This is a genomic window from Brucella sp. LJL56, assembly GCF_054871705.1.
In genome coordinates this window covers 1-20,672 of the sequence record NZ_JBTXLQ010000010.1, presented here as the reverse complement: position 1 = coordinate 20,672, position 20,672 = coordinate 1, and the positions used below count along the sequence as shown (strand labels likewise).

The following is a 20,672-nucleotide window of genomic DNA, read 5'->3' as shown; positions in this document are numbered from 1 at the left end:
TCTTGTATGGATGAGTGACAGAGGCCGCATTGATACGCGGCCTCGTTTTTTTGCCGGCTTCGTTGACGTCAGTCCGGCGTCAGGAGCGTCCGAATTTTCGTCAATGCGGAGTTGGTGTCCTCGCCATACTCGATGGTGTCTTTGAGATACCCCTTGCTGTCGACTAGAAAGACGGAAGCTGTGTGATCGTAGGTATAGTCACCATCGCTCGTGGGTACTTTCCTGACGAATATCTGCCATCCTTTTATAACCTTCTCCATTTCCGTCGGATTCCCGGTGATACCGGTGATGCGGTCCGTGAAGTTGGATGTGTAACCATGCATGACTTCCACGGTGTCCCGTTCGGGATCGACCGTAAAGAAGAATGCCTTGAGCTTCCCAGCCGCCTGATCAAGTGTCTTCATCCAGCCCGCCATTTCGTAAAGGGTCGTGGGGCAAATCTCGGGACAATGCGTGTAGCCGAAATAGACAAGGGATGGGCGGCCCCCGAGCGCCTCTTGCGTAATGGGCGCGCCGAGATCGTCCATGAGTTCAAACGGCACGTCGTATCTGGAATCAGATTCATTTGCTCGGCCCAGCAGCGTCCAAGCGCCGAAGGTGATGCAGGCGCAGATCACGGCGACGGAAAATATCATTCCGATGCGAAGCTTCATTATATTTTCCAATCGAGAGATCGACGGGTTGCGGGATGTTGTCGAAACCGGCGCGGACGGCAGATCATGCTGCAGAATGCGGCCCCGGGTCATTCGATCGCACTTGTCGCGTCTAGGAGGGCTGGCTGAGGCAACTGCCGACGACGGGGCCCACTTTGACATCGATTTCGACAGGCCCGGACTTTTCGAAGTTCAAGGTCACCTTGCTAACTTGCCCTTCCTTGAGTGGGTCGGCGATGTCCATGAGCATCAGATGGTAGCCGCCAGGGGCCAGCTTAACGCTTTCGTGTGCCGGGATGTCCAGGCCCTCTGGAAGCTCGCGCATGATCATAACGTTGCCGTCCATCGCCATTTCATGAATCTGTGCCTTACTGGACCTCTCCGAACTGACTGCGATCAGCCTGTCGTCCGTCTGCCCGGTGTTGGTTATCGTCAGATAGCCTCCCGCAACTTGGGCGCCAGGCAACATTGCGCGGATGCAGGAATTGGATAGCTTCAGATCGCCAACACTGACCTCTGCCGCTGATGTTACCGATGCCCCACAAAATATGATGAATGTCGTGGAAAGGAGAACCGGCAGCAGCTTCTTTGCTGTCGTGGTCGGAAATTTGCTTGCCGCTGGACGGGTGAGACAGTGTCGCATTCGTTAATGTCCCTTTGTTTAACTGAGGTTCCGCAAGTTGCGTTGCAGTCCGCATACTCAGGTAGACGACCGGATCACGATTTTATTCCATGGCTTTGAAGGTCAATTCCGAAGCTGGCCAAAAGCGCGGGACGCGGCGCTTGCCTCGCAGGCAATGATAAGGAAATGCCGGACGACGATCAGTAAATTCCAACGCCAATGGAATAAAGTCGGCTGCTTCGCCGTCTACGACCATGCAGTGCCGTGGGCCGTTCGTCACGGGCTGGCCTGGCGGAAGAAAGAAGAACGATTTATCAAGGAGAGAGCGGCTTTTGACAACGCTCTGGCACAGAATGCAACGTCTGAAAACACTAGCCGCTTATCTCGCTTGTGCGCTATCCGGAGCGGCCGCAATGGCTGTTATCCTGGCCGTTTCATTGCCAGCGGTAGACGTGAAGTCGCCTTCCCGGCTTAGGCAACTGGTTTCGAACGTGATGTCGGTTTGTAATATAGGCATAGAGGGTTTCGGCGACGAGGCGGCTTATCTCGGTGCGATGAACAATTCGATGGAACAGATGATGTATGACATGGTCGTTACTCCCACCGGCGAACTCGATCGCGATTTCGTCCAGATGATGACGCCTCATCATCAAGGAGCGATCAATATGGCCCAGATCTATCTGCGCTTCGGTGAAAACGAGCAGTTAAAGCGCATTGCACAGGAAATCATTATCGATCAGTTGCAGGAAATGAACGTCATGCGGCTGGCAATCGGCGACCCGCCGTTACCCCCAGCGCTGGCGCCCACGCAGGTCGAGAACAATTAGTGGTATGGGGGCGGGTCAGCTTATCGTGGTTATATGAGCGCGCCAAAGATTTTCCTGCCAGAATCCCAGGAGCCTTGTGGTCAGCAACGGGTTGCGCTGAAATGGCTCTGTTCGCACTGATTAAACGTCCGCTGATGTAAATTCCTGTGCATCGCCGACTTTCGCATTATCGAGGATACACTGGCCGCGTGCAATGGGGACCGGAGCAAGGACAACCGATTTCGTGTGCCATATTACGGAGAGGTCTGGAGTGTCACGGTGGGGAATTTGACAAAATCTCAGGAGTGTTCGTTTCACATCGCAAACCGCCTTGAAACGAAGAACAGTAGAATGATTGGTCCGCCGATGATTGCAGTAGGCACGACGAGAGATACAAGCAGCATGACAAGGACGCGGCAAATCCTTTTGTAGGCCATGATCATCGCTCCTTGCTGCCAGAAGAGGGAAGGATTTCGTGGCTGGCTTGACACCACTTTGGAGGTGAAGGCCGTCGCGCGAGACTGTCGATAAGCGAAGGGATAACGAGTACCCTGAGCCGCGCCAGGATTGTCAAGCTATTAAGGCCGCTGGCTACGACTGTCTCTATAATCCAATTGTGTTGTTCGACCGGGTGGGCAGCTCCAATCACATTTCTGATAATTAGGACAAAAATCCCCACACCTCTTAACAGTACCGCCGCAATAGCCCCATTCCTTGTCCATTTTGATGCCATTATGATCCTCCTTATGGTCCGATGCGATCACGCTCCACTCGTTCTCGCATGTTATGCCGATTGGCCCGGATTAAGGGGCTCGATCATTGCAGCAGCATTACCGGTCGCCGTTTTTCCGCGTAATGTTGCTGCAATCCAAATGGCTGACGGTGAGGGCTGAAAGGGTAGCGAACACGATGAGATTTCTTTTGGTTGAAGATGAAAAGGAACTCGCTGCAGCACTAGCAGTCGCGCTCGGTAAGCACGGTATCCTCACTGACCACACAACGCATCTCGCAGACGCCTATGAATTGGCTCTCCAGAACGAGTACGACGTCATCCTCCTGGATCGGCGCCTCCCGGATGGCGAGGGACTGATGTTCGTCCCGAAGTTGCGACATTCCGGAAGAGGTACTCCGATTATTGTCATGACCGCACGGAACGAACCACTGGAACGAGTCGAGGGATTAGACATGGGTGCCGACGACTACATAGGGAAACCGTTCCTCGTCGACGAACTCATGGCGCGCGTACGCGCAGTCCTCCGGCGGCCGACCAACATCGTAGAATCAGAGATTATTGCCGGGCGCATGGTAATCGACCCGTTGCATCAAAACGTTGCTATAAACTCTGCGCAATTCGATGTTCCCAGGCGCGAGCTTCTGGTACTCATCGCACTCGTCAAGCGGAAGAACAAGACTGTGCTCCGGTCGACACTAGAAGAAGCAGTTTATAATTACGAAGAAGAAATCCAGTCCAATGCTCTTGATGCCCATATCTCGAGATTGAGGAAACGTCTGGCGGATTCTCGTTCTGGCGTTACGATTCACAACATTCGGGGCGTCGGATACCTCCTGAAAGAAGATTAATGCTGCGAACCTGGAAATCAAATCCTTCGCTTTGGTGGAGACTGAGCTGGCAGCTCAGCCTGGTCATCGTTGCCGTTGTTGGTGCGGTAATCCTTGGTCTTTGCGCGTGGGCCGCAACGATCATGTCCCCAAACATCGCAATGGAAGATGCGGTTGGTTCAGCGATCGCCGGGGCTGCAACACGCGACGATCATGGACGTCTGGCGTTGCGCGAGACGCAGGAACTCACGGCGCTCAAGAAGGAGAACAGGTCACTCTGGTACGTGGCGGGCACAACGGAAGGCGTGTCGGTGTCTTATGGTTCCATCCCCCCGGCCTATGCAGAGCTTGCACATATGGTTCAACTGTTCAGCGACGCTGATATACGTGGATCTGGCAAGACAAACGAAGTAGCGACGATTGATAGTGTCGAAACAGCCATAGGCGATGTCCGAATTTTGTTTGGTGGTGTAGCTGATACTGGCTCGCCCGTTTTAGCTATTCTCGCAAGGGCATATCCAATATATGCCTCGTTGCTCGCGGTGGCTCTGCCAGCAATTTTTCTTGCAGTTCCGAGAATCGTGGGTTGCGCGCTTGCACCAGTCAGTGGTGTCGCTGAAAAGGCGACGCAAATCGACCCGCGCCGTCATGGAATACGCCTGCCTATAAATAGCATCCCCAAGGAAGTCGCCCCTCTTGTGACGGCTTTCAATGGAACACTCGAACGCCTTGAGAGCGAGGCCAGGAAACGCCAGCGCTTCTTGATCGACGCCGCTCATGAGCTCAGAACGCCAATAGCAATCATGCAGACACGGATCGATGGAATGATGGAGGGCCACGAGCGCAGGCGTTTGTTGGACGATGTTGCGCGCTTGACCGACACCGCCGAACAACTCCTCGATTTTGAGCGGAACGATCACGCCGTAGACGTGGGTGGGTGCGTAGACCTGGTCGAAATTGCACGTACGGCAGTAGCAGAAATTGCGCCATTCGCGATCGCCGCAGGCTATCAGATTTCGTTTCACAGCGGCGTCGAAACGCTGGAACGTGGGGGTAACGCTATGGCCTTGACAAGAGCCGTTAACAATCTCATTCGCAATGCGATCGATCACTGTGAAGGCCGGGGAGAGATTTTGGTTTCGGTTTCAGCGAATGGTGCGGTTGCTGTGGCCGATCAGGGACCTGGTATACCTGCCGAACATCAGGAACTGGTCTTCGAACCGTTTTACCGCGTAACGCCAAAAAGTCGAGGCGCCGGACTTGGTCTGAGCCTGGTCAAGCAGATCGTCGCCAATCACAGCGGACGCATCCTGATGCAAAGCGGTCGACAAGGCACGACGATTACAATTGAACTTTGAGTGCGGTGAATACATGCTCACTTTGGTTGCATCCGGCTCCTGTCCCGATTTTTCAAGCTATAGGGTCAAATTCTTTCGATAGTTCGTCTTTGTAATGCTGCGGCAATCCTTAGCTCCGACTGTCCCTCCGAACCTAATATTGGAGGCCACCGAAAGTGCGCAGCAATCTACGTCTCGTCAGTCGTTTAGTATACCAACTACCACGGCGTTCTTTTCTCATTCTTACAGCAAGCATACTCATCACCGTCATGGGTTGTACCTCAATGCCTCTAAAAGAAGGTGGGACGCTTACGTCCTACAACAACCTTGGCGCTGTGGAGGGAAAGCTTGGCAAGAAGCGACGGAATTATGTTGACAGTGGATATTTGTCCCAGGTGAAGACCGTGAGGATAGTTCCCACGAGCTATACCTCGGATGCAGCGTCAAGGGTGAAATCGCAAGCTGACCGTTCTCTGGTATCCAACGCACTTGATCGGGTATTATGCGTTGCACTGAGCGACAAGTACCAAATGGTTCCTTTTGATCAACCGGCGGACTTAACGATACGATCCGTCGTCACAGATCTAGTGCCAACGAATAAAAATGTGGCCGCAGCAGCGACTGTCGTCAGCGTAGGGGGAGGCTTTGCGCTTCCCGAAAACATTCCATTTGTTGGTATACCTCGCATACCGTTTGGCCTCGGCGGCCTCACTGTCGAGGCAGAAGCCGTAGATAAGCTCAATGTACAGCGTGCCGCAATTATATGGGGTCGCGGTGCGAATTTCATACAGGACAAACCGCGTTACTCAAACGTCGGGGATGCCTATAGCCAGGCTACAAAATTTGCGAGCGATTTTTCTGAACTGTTGATCAAGGGTCGAGGACCGAAACTGCTGGACATTTCAGTCCCATCGAGGAGCCGCGTCCAGTCCTGGTTCGGTGGAAAGCCAAAACACGCTGCATGTGAAGCGTTCGGTCGGCAACCCGGCGTGCAGGGAGTTATCTCGGCCAAATTCGGATTACCACCCGAATGGACTGACAAGAAGCCGAAGCAACACTAGCGCCCAGCCAGCCCTCCAGTATCGTTCTTTAAGATGGGGGACACAGCCGACTATCATCGAGTTCTTCCGGCTTAAAAAGCCAAGGCGCGAAATACATGCGGCAATTGCCAGCGGTGCCGATGACAAAAAAAGTAGCAGCAGTCATTAAAGTTTCTGACTGGCGGTCAAGTCGGTGAACTGACCTTATGTAAGCTTCATGTTTGTGCGGTAGTATCTGTAGTGTTGTGGGATAGCGCTAGATCAAGCACAGAAACGCCGACATGCGTTTTGCCCCAGTCAATCAGTACGCTTCGGACAAGTTGGCGCTGTTGCCGGTAAGCGGTTTCGCGGCGTCTAACGTCTGCCCTCCTTATATAAAGAGTTTTCCAAACCGTTCACGTAGCTTTCACGACGACAGATTAATGAAGCAACTACACGGTACCTTGCAATATCATATCCGTCTCTTGCGGATCGCTTTGATTAGACAGAACACGGCAAAGGCAGCGGAAGCGAGATACAGAAATCCGCCGATGAACATGATGCCGTATACGCCGGCGAACAATTCGCGATCTTCTCTGAACCTGTCAGGCGCCCCACTTACAGGATAGACAAAAGCCGCGATGATTTCGCCAATCCCGTATCCGACGAATAGGCAGACCGGCACGAGCAGGAGAAGGCTGATGAGGAAAACGAAGATCGGCTTCAGCATTGTCATTTACTTCCCGACTTCGATCAACGTGTCGAGCGAAAAACGTTCGGAACTTGCGTCGCAGCGGTGCCAGTCCATCTGTGCGTTCGCTTCATCGCGGTGTCCGTAGCACCAGTCCCTTTCATTGAGAGCAAGGCCGTATATCCTCATTGATGCGCAAGAGACAACCACTTTTACGTCGTGGCTGCGGCTGTGCAGGCAATTGTTTCCTGTCTTGTCGAAGAGCTCTTTGAGCTCATCGACAGTCTCGGTGGCTTGCGCAAACAGCTTGTCGGCAGCCGTTACGGGACTTGCCATCTGCGATCCGATGACGAACACGGAAAGTGCGAGCAGCAATCGTTTCATTGTTTCATCCTTGTTGTGTCGCCTTTTTCGTATCACCCTTGTCATTGCAGCGATTGGAAGGGGGACGGTTGCAATCCGTCGTCAATGCCTTTTCCAGTCGGCCTGAAGCATTTCGCCAGCCTCTCGGCTACCGCGTCATAGATTTTCGCCCCGCCAGTGGGATAAGTCAGCCGAAAGATGCGCACGGTGTCGATGTTATGCGCCGTATTGTGCTCCAGCAGTACCTCGGCATAGAAGACGGCGCTGTTCTTTTTACCGGAGACCACAGCCCAGTTCTCCGTCGAGTGACGATAGCTGACGACGGCATTTTCGCCGGCAAGACCCGCAATGATTGTGTTCATGCCCTGTTCCAGAACGTTGTACCTGCCCCATACCCGCAATTCGGCACCCGACTTACTGGAAAATACAGCGCCGTCGCCATTGTCCGATCTAAACTGGACAGTCAAAAGATCGGCCGGATAACAGATGGAATAACCAAAGCGTGCGTTGACGTAGACCTTCCACGCGTGGTCCGCCGCCATCGTAGGCGTGTCTGTGGTTATGACAATCAGAGCCGCAGCAAGAAATCCTCCGCAGATGTTCATCTCTTCTCCTTTCGATAATCGTCATTGGCGCCATGGTTCCGATCAAACCAAACGCACCATGATCGCGGTGCTTAGCCCGACAAGGATGCCGCCACTGATCTTCGACATCCAGTTCGCGGAACCGGAAGACGTAACCCGTGGAGACACGAAAGAGGTGATGATCACCGAGACAAGATCGCCGAGCGAGAAAGCACCGTTCACGATGATACCAAGCAGCAGGAACTGAAGCCAACTGGGCATCGCTCCTTGCGGATCGACGAATTGGGGCAGGAACGTCAGGAAAAACACAGCAGTCTTCGGATTGAGGATTTCAACTACGATGCTGTCGCGCAAGACACGTCTGCGCCGCGCGGGGATTTCGGTTTTTTCCTCCGCGACGGAGGCATACATCATTCTTCCGCCCAGCCACAGCATATAGAACGCTCCCGCCAGTCGCAGGAATGAATAGAGCGCGGGGGCATGGTGCAGGAGTGCGGCCAGCCCGGCAGAGGCTCCCGCAATATGAACGTAGCAACCCAGATGAATACCGAGGGCTGCCAACAAGCCGGCTCTTTGCCCGTAAGCCAGGGTTTGCGCTGACATATATAAAATGGCCGGGCCCGGCATGAAAGCGAACGCTAGCGTGGCGAGGATGAACGGTATCCAGGTTTCCAGCAACATGCTGACGACCTCCTATCTCCCGCCGAAAAAGAGTGAACCAAACTTTATTGATCATGAGAAACGATTTATCATCATGCTATTCATGACGATCCGAGGTGAAACAGTGTTCGATATTGTACTGTTGCGGACCTTCGAGGCAGTCGCCAGCCTATCGAGTTTTACAAAGGCAGGGCAGCAACTCAACTTGACGCAATCCGCCGTCAGCGCCCATATCCGGCGGCTGGAGGAACAGGCGGGAAGCGTTCTTTTCGAGCGCAATACCCGCACGGTGGCCCTAACCCTGCAAGGACAGGCGCTGCTAGGTTACGCAAAGGCGATCCTGCGCCTGAGCGAGGAAGCGCGAACGCTTATGAAAGGCAGCGCCAATGCGGTTCATCTGCGGATTGGCGCATCCGATGACTTGACGAGCACCTGGCTGCCATCTGTACTGAAGAGGTTTCAGGACTCTCGTTCAGAACGAACATTGGAAATCCAGATTTCGAATACGACCACTTTGCTGGAATCAATGGACAAGGGCGAACTGGATCTGATTATAGGTTGTCGATGTCGGGGCGACCCATCCGGTATCCATCTGTGGAATGAGCCGCTCAGATGGGTAATCGGAAAGACTCCGCTCGAAACTGGAGCAACCGTCCCACTCGCAGTTTTTCCTGAACCGTGTCCCTATCGGGACGCTGCTCTTGTCGCACTGGCTGCAAAAAACTATAAATGGACGATAGTCAGTGTCAGCCCCAGCCTCGGCAGTTTGACGGCGATGGCAGCGGCTGGCTTGGCGGTCACGCCGCTGAATTCCAGTTCCATCCCGGCAAAACTACAAACTGCAGACCACAATCAGTCACTGCCGCCCCTGCCAGAAGTTGAGTTCGTTGCCCATATCAGGCCCGGTCTGTCTGAAGAAAATATGCTACTCACGCGCTCAGTCATTGACTGGATTACGGTCAACAGATCGAAGTCGACTACATAGCTGGTGCGCAAATCCAGTCTAAGTTGGGCTATCGTGCCCGATTTCATTTAAGGGGCAGTCCGAGCAGGTTTCCGTCCCGATCTGAAAGCGGAGAGGAATGCCTGAAACAGGAATAGGTTCATGAACGCCGACGTTGATGTGCCATCGCCTTCAATCCGGCAATGAGCGTTGTTTCTAGGATAGGCCGCAAGCGATCATACCTAATGAGGGTGGGCTTTCAGCAGGAAAGGAGAACCGAACGATGAATCTGGAAGAATTGGCCAGAGGGATATTTCTAAGTCAGCCCTTCAGCCAGTATCTGGGTGCTGAACTCGTTGGTGTCGGTGATGGTAGTGCAAATATCTCTCTGATTATCCGCGAGCATCATACCCAGCAACACGGCTTTGTTCATGGGGGCGTGATCAGCTATCTGGCAGATAACGCGCTTACATTTGCGGGAGGGCTGGCTCTTGGTGGTGATGCGCTTACCGCTGAATTCAAGATTAATTTTGTTCGACCTGCGAAAGGCGGCACATTGCTTGCACATGCAAGGACATTAAGCACGGGGAAGCGACAAGCTGTGTGTCAATGCAAGGTTGTTTGTGACAAGACGCTCGTAGCAGTCGCTCAGGGAACGATTGTCGCGGCTCAGGTTTAACTTGAATTCATGGCGTTGAAAGCCTTTTTAATGATCGTGAGTTGGTTAAGTACTGACCTTCCGATCAACACCAAGCAGTCTTCAGGCTTGCATAGGGAGACAGTACCGCCAATATCGGATCTGTGGCAAGTTTGACGGCATCTCTTGCCTATTTAGAACAGGCTTCAATCGCTACGGAAACGTTGGGTGATGTCGATCAAGCGGCCGCAATATCTTTCGAGGCCTTTTGTCGACGAGGTGGCAACTCCTATTAGAAGCCCGCACCAGCGAGATTCTTCCAGAGCGTATCAGGGGGAGCATGCCAAAAGGAGCAGCTCCCGTGCAATGGTCAAGTCTGGCGCGCCGTTGGGGGAGCTCTAGTAGGACGGCCAAACCCGTTGCAATGATATTCTCAGTGCCGCATTGGGGCTGAAACTGCGTCAACAGATCGTCGCGCTTCGCAGCATAAGCGCGTTTCAAACGGCGAAGATGACGCAAGTAATGACTGTTGTTCTCGCGCCTCTGATTGGTCTTTATGTCCTCAAGTCAACTAAAAAAGGCGAATGGGGAACCGGGCCGCGTTATGCGCACTTATCGTCGCTTTATTTCTGTTGCGCGAGCCGGTCGATGGCTGACGATTGCAATAATCGCGCGGGCTGTTCGTACTGTCATTCGTTTTGCTACCATTGATCCCCCGCCAATTTTTCCCGGTATCAGACCGACCTGAACTTCTTGTTGATTTGGAACTGCCTCAAAATTCGTCCATTTACGCGACCGAACGAGCAATGGAGCGGCTTGTCGCTTCGTTGAAGGAATATCCCGACGTCGCTCGTTGGAGTGGTCACGTCGATCGTGGTGCGATACGTTTCTATCTGCCTCTCGACGCAAAACTGACGAACGATTTTTTTGGGCAAGCTATCGCAGTCACCAAGGATATCGATGCAAGACTTCGTTTGCAGGAAAAGCTTACAAAGCTTCTTGCTGAACAATTTCCCAACGTTGTCAGTCAGGTTTCTCCTTTGGAGCTTGGCCTCCCGTGGGTTGGCCAATCCAATACCGTGTACTCGGACCTGATCTGGAAACGGTCCGAGACATTGCCTATAAGCTTGTAGAAGTCATTGCGGGCAATTCTCTGACGAAAACAGTAAATTATGAATGGGTTGAGCCCTATCGCAAAATTCAGGTGCGTATAGATCAGGACAAGGTTCGGTTGCTTGGACTGTCCACCGAAGCAATCGGTCGTGTTTTGAATATAGTGATTACAGGCGAGCTTGTGACCCAGGTGTGCGACGACATTTATCTTGTCAATGTGATGCTGCATGCGACGGATGAGCAGTGTGTTTCACTCAATACACTCCGTACCGTTCAGGTATCTCTACCGGTGGAAATACGGTCCCATTCAGTCAAATTGAGTCCTTCGAATTCGAGCAGACATATCCATTGGTCTGGCGAAGTAACCGAACACCCAATCTGACCGTGCAATCGGATATTGTCGAAGGAACGCTATCAGAAACAGTTGTACAGCAACTGGAGCCAAACGTTTCGGCGTTGATTAAAACTTGGCCACAGGGTTACCGCATTGAGACAGGCGGCACAGTCGAAGAGAGCGCCGCATCCTTCGCGTCCGTTATGGCGGTCGTATCAGTTATGATAGTGATCATGCTGACGGTGCCCATGTTCCAGCTTCGTCATTTTCCTTTGACATTTCTTGTCGTAAGTGTAGCCCCGCTGGGTCTAGTAGGCGTAGTTTTGGTGCTGCTTGTCTCCAATCGCCCGCTTGGATTTGTTGCAATCCTTGGTATTTTTCTCCAGCGGTTATAATGCATCTTCATACAACTGTACCAAGGATTAGTAGATTCAATGATCAGAAGCGTTGAAATGCATTGGCTATTCATTATGTTTCAATTGAAATTGATTTTTATTGTAAGTCGATAGAAGTTATGATCAGATCACAAAGTTCTGATATTTTTTAGTATCTTAGCCTTAAGGCAGCACGAAAGGGACTTGCATGGAACTGCTTAATCCCCTTGTCGATCCCGATGCCACATTCATCTCCACGGGCAGATTACCACCCGCTGATCGCGTCGCAAAGCTTGTGACCGAAGCGCATGAACGGTTTAGCAGCGTTTCACTTGGCAAAAATTCACAAGTATATCCGGCCTTGGCAAACGTATCGGAGAACTTGTTCGGTATATGCGTTGTTAGCGTAGACGGTCATGTATTCGCGGTCGGCGATGCTGATCATGAATTCACCGTCATGAGCGTTTCTAAGCCATTCATTTTTGCACTTATCTGCGATCTGATCGGCCCAACAGGCGCGCGCGAGCGGTTGGGCGTGAATGCGACAGGTTATGCCTTCAATTCGCTTGCCGGCATCGAACGCGACAAGGATGGGCGCACCAATCCGATGGTTAATGCCGGAGCCATTGCAACTACAAGTCTGGTGCCGGGCAAGACCGAAGACGAAAAATGGCGTTTTATACACGAGGGCTTGTCTCGCTTTGCCGGACGCAATCTTTCCGTCAATGAAGAGGTCTACGTTTCGGCTTCTGAAACGAATTTCCGCAACCGCAGCATCGCCTGGATGCTGGAGAGCACAGGGCGCATCTATAGCAATCCCGTTGAAGCTGTAGAGCTCTACACAAGGCAATGTTCGCTGAACGTCAGTGCCAGAGATCTCGCGGTTATGGGTGCTACACTGGCGCATGGCGGGGTCAATCCGCTGACAAAGGAACAGGTCGTCAAGCCGGATGTCTGCCATTATGCCCTTGCCGTGATGCTCACTGCCGGACTTTACGAAACTTCCGGAGACTGGCTCTACGAGATTGGGCTGCCCGGGAAAAGCGGCATCGGCGGCGGCATTGTCACCGTCTCGCCCGGCAAAGGCGGTCTCGGCACATTCGCCCCTCCACTGGATGATGCCGGAAACAGCGTCAGGGGACAGTTGACCGCGCAATTTCTGTCACAGCGGCTTGGGCTCGATTTGCTCATGTCATCGCCTGCGACCTAGTTAGTTTCCAAGGTAGCTACATCGATCTGACTAATTGCGAGAGGGAAAAACGGTTATGGCAGTTTCTACGCCCGCATTACATGCCGAAGAACGCAATTCATGGGTTCCAATGATCGCCATTGCTTTCGGCCAGGCCATCATGTCTTTCAATGTCGCCTCCCTGCCGGTCGCGCTGGGTGGCATGGTCGAAAGTTTCGGCGTTGCGCCAACGGTCGTGGCTACCGGCATCGTGGCCTATTCCATGATCGTGGCAGGCTTCGTCATGCTCGGTGCCAAACTTGTGCAACGTTTTGGCGCCTTGCAGGTCTTCCGGCTGGCCGTCATCGTGTTCGGCCTTGCGCAGATCCTAATGACGTTAAGCCCCAACGCGACTGCCATGATTACTGCTCAGGCGCTGTGCGGTGCAGCCGGTGCCGTCATCGTGCCCGCGCTTGTTGCCCTGATCGCAGAAAATTACCATGGCAATCAACAGGCAACCGCACTTGGCGCATTGGGTTCCGCGCGTGCTGGTGCTGGCGTTTTGGCCTTCCTGATCGGCGGCGTGCTTGGAACATTTATTGGTTGGCGGCCTGTTTTCAGCATTCTCATTGCCGTGTCCGCGCTGGTCCTCATTCTTAGCTTTCGCCTGAAGCCTGATCGTGGACGGCCCGACGTAAAGATTGATATAGTCGGGGTTTTACTCGCTGCGACAGCCATCATTTCCATCAGCTTCGGGTTCAACAATCTGAACGGCTGGGGACTTATGCTTGCGAGGCCGACAGCTCCTTTCAATGTTCTGGGTCTCTCCCCTGCGCCGATCCTCATTGTCCTCGGTATTATACTGGGACAGGCCTTCTTTTTATGGACCCGTCGCCGCGAGGCGAATGGCAAGACGCCTCTGCTGCCGCTTCAGGTTCTGGATTCGCCGCAAGAACGCGCTGCTGTATTTGCCATGTTTGCGGTCGTTGCGTTGGAAGCTGCACTTAATTTCTCAGTCCCGCTTTATATCCAGATTGTCCAGGGGCGCTCGCCGTTGGCGACTGCAATCGCCATGCTTCCGTTCAACCTGACGGTCTTCTTTGCTGCCATGCTGATCGTACGGACCTATGGCAAACTCACACCCCGCCAAATCGGCCGTTTCGGGTTTGGTCTTTGCGCGGTGGCTCTTATCTGGCTGGCCTTTGTCGTGCGCAATGACTGGAGTGCGGTCCCGGTTCTGTTCGGTCTGATCCTGTTTGGAATCGGACAAGGTTCACTGGTCACACTTCTGTTCAATGTGCTGGTCACAGCATCACCTAAGGAACTTGCCGGAGACGTCGGTTCCTTGCGTGGAACCACAAACAATCTGGCGGCCGCAGTAGGTACTGCCGTTGCCGGAGCTTTGCTTGTTGGCCTGCTTGGCAGCTCCGTTATGCGACAACTGGCCCAGAATCCGACCTTGCCGATAGAGATACAATCGGAAGTCAATCTGGACAGCATTACATTCGTCAGCAACGACCAACTGGAAAGCGTTATAAACGCGACCTCTGCAACACCGGAGCAGAAAGCCGAAGCGCTGCGGATCAATACAGAGTCGCGTCTGCTCGCTCTTAAAATCGGCTTCCTTGTCATGGCAGGTCTTGCCCTGATAGCAATCCTACCGGCCAGCCGATTGCCGAACTATCGACCCGGTGAAATCCCAGAGCCATGAACACACGAAAAGGGCGGCCAGGGCCGCCCTTTTCATTTACTCGCAGTGAACACTGCCTTGGGAACCGAACAATGTTGGATCAGCAATAGCGCTTATGTTATGGGTAGTGCTTGGAATGGTCAGGATTTTGCGGAACCGGGAACGTTCGATGCTCAAGGGGCGCCAGTTCAACGAGCATGACGGTCCGTAGTGCTTGAGGTGGTATCTGGCTTACAATCTCAGTCTCCGTAATCTGAAGGAAATGATGGCCGAGCGTGGCACTGCTATCAATCATTCAACAGTGCATCGCTGGGTCTTGCATTTCAGTCCCAAACTGTTTGAGCGTTTCAATCGCAGGAAGCACCAGGTCACGCGCAAATGGAATCTCGACGAAACCTATGTAAAAGTCAAAGGCGAGTGGCTTTATCTGGATTGTGCCATAGATAGCAACGGCAATACGGTCGAGTTCCTGTTGAGCAGAAGCTGCAATCTCCAGGCTGCAAGGCACTTTCTGCGCAAGGCCTTAACCCGCCACGGCAGACCGAAGTAGATCGCCATTGACGCCAGCCAAACCAACCGCACGGCAATCATGCAGTGCGACACAGAGAACCGGTTGTTACAGGCTGGCAACCCCATCGCTATCCGGCCCAGTAAATACATGAACAATGCCATCAAATAGGATCATCGCCGCGTTAAACGGCGCATCCGATCCATGCTCGGCTTCAAGTCAGAGGCCGCTGCCAGCATCACGCTTGCCGGCATCGAACTGGTTCACATGATGCGTCAGCAGCAGGGCATCTTTGCAGAAACGAAAGCGCTCTCGCTCAAACAGCAATTCGCGGCCCTAACGGCATAGATGCGCCAAATTTAAGGTGCACTTCGTGCTCAACGGATTTTTGCAACAGAACCGTCTCGTGAACCTTACTTCTGCTCCGGCTGTCTGCATTCGGTATCGACGAAGCTGCCGCCGGGCAGCCGCGCTACAGCCGGAATCGGTTACTCGCTGCTCGCTGTCAGCATGAACAGCAATCTGGAAACCTTCATCCAAAATGGAGGGGAAGGCGCTAACTGGATCGGCCATGCTCCATTCACTGAAGAGAAGCATGCTTTGTCCACACTCGAAATGTAAAAGTCGCGATCAGCCTGAATTCACAATTGATTTTATTATTTTTTGCTATGTGTCTTCTATGAAGACGATCGCCTATCCACTCGTTACCGGGCCGAGTTACTCAGATATTCAAAGCCCATTCCTACTTGTCAAGTTGAAATCCGCGACGGGCCCCAGCGGAATGATCGCTGGCTTCATTTCTTGCAATGAAGGACTGGTTTTCCGCTGATGTCTGCTATGAATGTGGTTGCCGAATCTGAACTACAAATGATGTCTTGACAACTGATGACGACCGACCCGTTCCATATTCTCAAAACTATCTATGGATACAATGCCTTCCGTGGCCAGCAAGCGGAGATCGTATCGCACGCGATTGCAGGCAATAATGCATTCGTCCTGATGCCGACGGGCGGCGGCAAATCGCTATGCTATCAGATTCCCGCCCTTGCACGGCCGGGCATGGGGATCGTGGTTTCACCGCTGCTGGCGCTGATGGCTGATCAGGTCTCCGCGCTCCGGCAGGCGGGTATAAAGGCAGCGGCGCTCAATTCCGACCTTGCTGGCGATGACAGGCTGGCCCTGTGGCGTGATATCCATGCCGGGGCGCTTGATCTGCTCTATGTCGCACCTGAAACCCTGCTCAGGCAGGATACGTTGCAACGCTTGAGCAAGGTGCCTCTCTCGCTGATCGCTATCGATGAAGCACATTGTCTGTCGCAATGGGGGCATGATTTCAGGCCATCCTATCGCCAGCTTGATGTGTTGACGGCGCAGTTTCCCGATACGCCACGCATGGCGTTGACCGCGACCGCCGACGAACCGACCCGTGCGGAAATTCTGTCGCATCTGCAGATTGATAAGCGCGATGCCTTCATCACCGGTTTCGACCGTCCCAATATTCGCTACGCGATCATGGAGAAGGACAATCCCCGCGCGCAGTTGAAACGTTTTCTACAGGATCACCAGGGCGAAAGCGGTATCGTTTACTGTCTTTCGAAACGAAAGACGGAAGAAACAGCCGAATGGCTGCGCAGCCTGGACTATGATGCCCTCTCTTATCACGGCGGCATGGAGAAGTCTGCGCGGGAGGCGAACCAGTCACGGTTCCAGCATGACGAAGCGGTCATCATGGTGGCGACGATCGCCTTTGGGATGGGCATCGATAAGCCGGATGTACGCTTCGTAGCCCATATCGATCTGCCGGGAAGCATCGAAGCTTATTATCAGGAGACAGGACGCGCGGGGCGCGACGGACTGCCAGCCGAGGCGATGATGCTTTACGGTTATGACGATATCGTCCTGCGCAGCCGCTTCATCGAGGAATCCGGCGCGCCCGATCAGCGCAAGCGGATGGAACGGCAGAAACTCGACACACTTCTTGGGCTCGCCGAAACGGCGAACTGTCGCAGACGGGTGCTGCTGTCTTATTTCGGTGATCGATGCAAACCATGCGGCAATTGCGACACCTGCGCCGAACCACCAACCCTCTTCGATGGGACAATAGCCGCGCAGAAAATACTATCCTGCATTCACAGAACCGGGGAGCGGTTCGGGCAAGCCTATATTGTCGATGTCCTTCTTGGCGTCGAGGATGAGCGCATCAGCCGTTTCGGCCACGACCAGATTTCCACTTTCGGAATCGGCCGCGAGCATGACAATCACACCTGGCGCGCGATCGTACGTCAGTTGGTCGCGCAGCGGCTGATCGATGTCGACTTTGCCGGACATGGCGGTTTGTCGATCTCGGAGACAGGCAGGCAGTTTTTGCGCGCAAAGCAGACGCTCATGTTGCGTAGCCCGTCGAAATCGAAGCCATCGCGTGGTCCTGTTTCGCGTGGAAAATCGGTAACATCCGCCCTTTCGGAGCGTGATGAGGCGCTGTTTCAGGCACTGCGCGAGAAGCGGCTGGAGATCGCGCGCACGCAAAATGTCCCGCCCTACGTAATCTTCCACGATCGCACACTGATCGAACTGGCCACTGCCAGACCAGCCTCACGCGCCCAGATGGCCGATGTGCCCGGTGTCGGCGATACAAAGCTCGAACGCTACGGCCCGGCCTTTTTGGCCGTCATCATCGCACACGGATAAATCCGCCGCTCATCGTCGCTTCATAATATAGCGCATCCGTGAACCTGCAACGCAGCACTCCAACCCAACATATTCTGCTTCACTATGGTTTAGCCTATCTCGACAACTTGGGAGACGTGTCCAGTTTTCTTTTATCTGCTAACTGATATTCTAAAGGAATATACTGGGCTGATCCGTTCAATACCCCTAGCAGCATGCCGCCCCGGCGTTCCCCTCGGAGCTGGAGTTTTCTTTTACCAGAACTTGCATTAGGTCACATAGGGTATACCCTAAACATGGCGTGGAATTATCTTGATTTCCGGTTTACACACCCAAGTAGCAACTCTTAACACGTACTCCGATCCTAACCGTGAACGCCAGAATATACCCGAAAACAAGTGTAAAGTGACGTGACGCCGCTACAGACTTGGGTGTGTGTTCGCACCGCAATGGGCGTATAATATGAGAACGGGAGGCTCCTTAGAAATAGTTAGGAAACCGTCATGAAGCCGTACTCACTATTCCTTATCGTTGGATTGGCGTTAATGAATGCCGCGACAGCTTATGCGGGTTCAAACGCCGGATTTAAGACCACGCCGACATTGCCGTTGGCTCATCCAGCTCAGGTAATCATCCATGTGACAAAGTCAGCGAAACCGGAAGCCGCACCGCGAGGAGCCTGTGTATATAGCAGTTGGCAGGCATGCATAGCTGCCTGCAACGGTGGGCTATGCGAGTGGTGCTCAGGTAATAGAAAATATATGTGTAATCCAAAAAAATGACCTTGTGGAGCGGGACGTCAGCAGACGCCCCGCATTGCTCTAAAGGGACGCAGAACATTCCAAGTGGCGCCCCAGCATAGACCCAAACACCGAATGCCCTGCAATTCGGCAAGGGCGTTCAAGCACCACAGAAACGAGTTTGCGAGCGAGCTAGCGCGGCATATCCAGCGATCCTGCTGTGGTTGTGATACCGGTAGTGAAGAATTTGGCTTGTGTCTGGCGCCCCACACCCCAGACTTCACCAGCCGGAATCCGCTCCAGACACCATGCCAAAACATGCGGTTGCATAAAGTCATAGACGCCGCCAAAGATCGGATTTTTCTTTGCTGTATAATTGGCGAATTTGGCGAGGGGTCTTGGTCGGTCCAATGCCAACGCGTGTTGGAATGCCTGTGTGCTGGCGCACCGTTGCGCGCATTTCTGCCGCTATGGATTCATAACGATTGTTGAAACCGGACAGATCGACAAAATTCTCATCTATCGAATAGACCTCTCAATAAGCGGGCTGAATTGCGCAATGGCATCCACAATGCACCGCGATATGTCGCCGTAGAGCGAATAATTGGAGGAAAGAACTTTGATGCCATGCTCCTTGACCAGTTCGCGGATCTGGAACACGGGCGCACCCATTACGGGACAGACTATCCCGGATCATCTGCTCCCCAGTTTGTCACCGCTCGCATGGGCGCATGTGAACCTGACTGGCGATTACCTCTGGGAAGAAAACCTGACACTCGACGAAAACGGCATCCGCGCAATCCCGTTCTCGCCATGGTCCGTCGACCATATATCTGTGCCCCTTTAATGTTCAGAGGCCATTGCGCCTTCCGGGATGAAACCTGCGAGCTGCATGATGCTCACGATCCGTTCGACCATAGCGTATGATTTTTTGCAAATCTTGTTCTGCCCCCAAATAAGTACCAGCTTTCGCTTCATATGCCTTCTATGGAGAATTGTCTTTTCGATAGATATGGCGCGGCTCTTCCAAACGGCCCGCATCGCAAAGGATAAGTATTGATCATGGTTTTTCCATCTGTACCATATGAAGGCTTTTGTCTCGGGGATCTCGTTTACGGACTTTCGAACTCACGCTTTGACTACTCTAGAAATTATTCGTTCTTTACGGAGTCAGACTCAACGCGAAACATCAGCACAATAGACCAGTACGCGATGACGAATGATGAGGTTTTATTTAAGGAAAATGTCGGCCTCAAGGTGCCAGATCGGCAGGGCGAGTTCTTCGAAAGTGTTGCTCAACATTCGAAATATAAGTCGATACTTGATACAGAAAGCATAGCATTGCGCGACCGCAAAAGTATAATCTTCAAAGATGCAGAGACAGCCATTGGCCGTAAAATCAAAGCTGGCTTGAATTGGGCGAAAGACAGTCAGACACGGGTTCATTTTATCCTCGATGGTATCGACATGGATGAGGTCGTGAACAAGACGTTGCGTTTCTTCAGCAATAGATTGGTGCGGCCCTATACAGGCTCGGAACTGCGTTGGCTCTATCGCAATCGGCATGATCCTGATGTGCAGAATGTTGTTCAGTTCTGGCGGGACGGAAAGCGCGTTGAACCGCCGTGGGAAACCGATAGGGAGCTTTGGACAAACTACAAACCCAATAATGAGCGCGCGCCTTTAGCAACGTCTGAAGAGTTCGAAGACGAAACAATGGTAGCTACATCGAGTGCGGTTCGTGTGGCGCGGCATGCGAGCGATGCCAGCAAGGCGACGCGTGATATTGATGATTTTTTGAGCTTTTCGCTTTATTCGACTTTCCTTAACCTGTGTGGCCTTGTTGTAGGGGTACCGTAACGTTCAAGAAGAACGCACGGCAAAGCGTCCAGTTCACCTTTACACTTCTGCTTCGAAAAACCTTTGATAGGATCTGTCCGTGCAAAATCGCGGATAACATGACCGAAGATGACTGCATATCCCCGGCGTCTTTGGGAAGAGCGTCGCGGATTCAAATAATCTGGCTGATAAACACGAGCGTGCCGAAACCACAGGCAATAACAAGAACGACAAACGGTGAGCGCGACGAACAACCCACCTTTTCTTTTGTGAATGAGGCCGCGAGATAAGCTCCTTCATCGATAGGAGCGGAATGGAATGGTTGGAGAACGCGCTGATGCCATGCTTGAAGTCATGGATGAAG

The 20,672-nt window shown here is 52.9% G+C and carries 21 protein-coding genes and 2 pseudogenes; 14 read left to right on the top strand and 9 right to left on the bottom strand.

All coding sequences use genetic code 11. The annotated features are described in order from the left end of the window. Positions 1-68 precede the first annotated feature (68 nt). Both ACYSN1_RS20520 and ACYSN1_RS20515 read right to left on the bottom strand, forming a co-directional pair. Positions 69-653, bottom strand: coding sequence for an SCO family protein (locus ACYSN1_RS20520; protein ID WP_461727361.1), 585 nt, complete (start codon positions 651-653; stop codon positions 69-71). 112 nt (positions 654-765) lie between these two features. Continuing rightward, complete coding sequence (locus tag ACYSN1_RS20515; RefSeq protein WP_461727360.1) at positions 766-1,296, bottom strand: copper chaperone PCu(A)C; 531 nt, start codon at positions 1,294-1,296, stop codon at positions 766-768. A gap of 311 nt (positions 1,297-1,607) precedes the next feature. Between ACYSN1_RS20515 and ACYSN1_RS20510 the strand changes: the two genes are divergently transcribed. Further along, on the top strand, positions 1,608-2,102 hold the full coding sequence (locus tag ACYSN1_RS20510) for a DUF305 domain-containing protein (protein ID WP_461727359.1): 495 nt from the start codon (positions 1,608-1,610) through the stop codon (positions 2,100-2,102). A 293-nt stretch (positions 2,103-2,395) separates the two neighbouring features. Here the strand turns inward: ACYSN1_RS20510 and ACYSN1_RS20505 are convergent, their stop codons facing one another. Then, positions 2,396-2,518, bottom strand: a complete 123-nt coding sequence (locus tag ACYSN1_RS20505) for a hypothetical protein (RefSeq protein WP_375848545.1) — start codon at positions 2,516-2,518, stop codon at positions 2,396-2,398. A 472-nt stretch (positions 2,519-2,990) separates the two neighbouring features. Here ACYSN1_RS20505 and ACYSN1_RS20500 point away from each other — a divergent pair, with 472 nt between their 5' ends. The 3 genes from ACYSN1_RS20500 (at position 2,991) to ACYSN1_RS20490 (ending at position 6,039) form a co-directional block, all read left to right on the top strand. Further along, positions 2,991-3,662: a response regulator transcription factor gene (locus ACYSN1_RS20500; protein ID WP_461727420.1), complete on the top strand. Its 672-nt coding sequence runs from the start codon at positions 2,991-2,993 to the stop codon at positions 3,660-3,662. Beyond that, positions 3,662-4,999 (top strand): sensor histidine kinase, encoded by a 1,338-nt coding sequence (locus tag ACYSN1_RS20495; RefSeq protein WP_461727358.1) that lies wholly within the window; start codon positions 3,662-3,664, stop codon positions 4,997-4,999. Before ACYSN1_RS20500 ends, ACYSN1_RS20495 begins: the two co-directional genes overlap by 1 nt. A 248-nt stretch (positions 5,000-5,247) precedes the next feature. Beyond that, positions 5,248-6,039, top strand: a complete 792-nt coding sequence (locus ACYSN1_RS20490) for a DUF3313 domain-containing protein (protein ID WP_461727419.1) — start codon at positions 5,248-5,250, stop codon at positions 6,037-6,039. A gap of 430 nt (positions 6,040-6,469) precedes the next feature. Here the strand turns inward: ACYSN1_RS20490 and ACYSN1_RS20485 are convergent, their stop codons facing one another. Genes ACYSN1_RS20485 through ACYSN1_RS20470 form a run of 4 tightly spaced genes read right to left on the bottom strand, consistent with a single transcriptional unit; the run spans position 6,470 to position 8,316 of the window. Then, positions 6,470-6,733, bottom strand: coding sequence for a hypothetical protein (locus tag ACYSN1_RS20485; protein WP_461727357.1), 264 nt, complete (start codon positions 6,731-6,733; stop codon positions 6,470-6,472). Further along, on the bottom strand, positions 6,734-7,072 hold the full coding sequence (locus ACYSN1_RS20480; protein WP_461727356.1) for a hypothetical protein: 339 nt from the start codon (positions 7,070-7,072) through the stop codon (positions 6,734-6,736). It lies immediately after the preceding gene. 41 nt (positions 7,073-7,113) lie between these two features. Then, on the bottom strand, positions 7,114-7,656 hold the full coding sequence (locus ACYSN1_RS20475; protein WP_461727355.1) for a cupin domain-containing protein: 543 nt from the start codon (positions 7,654-7,656) through the stop codon (positions 7,114-7,116). Positions 7,657-7,698: 42 nt separating this feature from the next. Further along, positions 7,699-8,316 (bottom strand): LysE family translocator, encoded by a 618-nt coding sequence (locus ACYSN1_RS20470; protein ID WP_461727354.1) that lies wholly within the window; start codon positions 8,314-8,316, stop codon positions 7,699-7,701. Between ACYSN1_RS20470 and ACYSN1_RS20465 the strand changes: the two genes are divergently transcribed. From ACYSN1_RS20465 to recQ, 8 genes and pseudogenes are all read left to right on the top strand, one after another. Further along, positions 8,288-9,280 (top strand): LysR substrate-binding domain-containing protein, encoded by a 993-nt coding sequence (locus tag ACYSN1_RS20465; protein ID WP_461727353.1) that lies wholly within the window; start codon positions 8,288-8,290, stop codon positions 9,278-9,280. The genes ACYSN1_RS20470 and ACYSN1_RS20465 overlap by 29 nt on opposite strands. Before the next feature lie 241 nt (positions 9,281-9,521). Further along, on the top strand, positions 9,522-9,917 hold the full coding sequence (locus tag ACYSN1_RS20460) for a PaaI family thioesterase (protein WP_461727352.1): 396 nt from the start codon (positions 9,522-9,524) through the stop codon (positions 9,915-9,917). A 764-nt stretch (positions 9,918-10,681) separates the two neighbouring features. Beyond that, a complete protein-coding gene (locus ACYSN1_RS20455; protein WP_461727424.1) occupies positions 10,682-11,008 on the top strand; it encodes a hypothetical protein in 327 nt (108 codons plus the stop codon). After that, positions 10,933-11,717, top strand: a pseudogene (locus tag ACYSN1_RS20450) (efflux RND transporter permease subunit). Before ACYSN1_RS20455 ends, ACYSN1_RS20450 begins: the two are co-directional and overlap by 76 nt. A gap of 187 nt (positions 11,718-11,904) precedes the next feature. Beyond that, on the top strand, positions 11,905-12,906 hold the full coding sequence (gene glsA, locus ACYSN1_RS20445) for a glutaminase A (protein WP_461727351.1): 1,002 nt from the start codon (positions 11,905-11,907) through the stop codon (positions 12,904-12,906). Positions 12,907-12,961: 55 nt separating this feature from the next. Then, positions 12,962-14,575: an MFS transporter gene (locus ACYSN1_RS20440; protein WP_461727350.1), complete on the top strand. Its 1,614-nt coding sequence runs from the start codon at positions 12,962-12,964 to the stop codon at positions 14,573-14,575. 193 nt (positions 14,576-14,768) lie between these two features. Next, positions 14,769-15,410, top strand: a pseudogene (locus tag ACYSN1_RS20435) (IS6 family transposase). 537 nt (positions 15,411-15,947) lie between these two features. Beyond that, positions 15,948-17,750 (top strand): DNA helicase RecQ, encoded by a 1,803-nt coding sequence (gene recQ / locus ACYSN1_RS20430; protein WP_461727349.1) that lies wholly within the window; start codon positions 15,948-15,950, stop codon positions 17,748-17,750. A 911-nt stretch (positions 17,751-18,661) separates the two neighbouring features. On the opposite strand, the gene ACYSN1_RS20425 is transcribed toward recQ, so the two are convergent. Next, positions 18,662-18,799 carry a hypothetical protein gene (locus ACYSN1_RS20425; protein ID WP_461727348.1) on the bottom strand — a complete coding sequence of 46 codons (138 nt, stop codon included), beginning with the start codon at positions 18,797-18,799 and terminating at the stop codon, positions 18,662-18,664. Between the two features lie 4 nt (positions 18,800-18,803). Continuing rightward, a complete protein-coding gene (locus ACYSN1_RS20420; protein ID WP_461727418.1) occupies positions 18,804-18,971 on the bottom strand; it encodes a hypothetical protein in 168 nt (55 codons plus the stop codon). A gap of 120 nt (positions 18,972-19,091) precedes the next feature. Between ACYSN1_RS20420 and ACYSN1_RS20415 the strand changes: the two genes are divergently transcribed. After that, positions 19,092-19,316: a hypothetical protein gene (locus tag ACYSN1_RS20415; RefSeq protein ID WP_461727423.1), complete on the top strand. Its 225-nt coding sequence runs from the start codon at positions 19,092-19,094 to the stop codon at positions 19,314-19,316. A gap of 215 nt (positions 19,317-19,531) precedes the next feature. Then, a complete protein-coding gene (locus ACYSN1_RS20410; RefSeq protein WP_461727347.1) occupies positions 19,532-20,329 on the top strand; it encodes a hypothetical protein in 798 nt (265 codons plus the stop codon). The last annotated feature ends 343 nt before the right edge of the window (positions 20,330-20,672 follow it).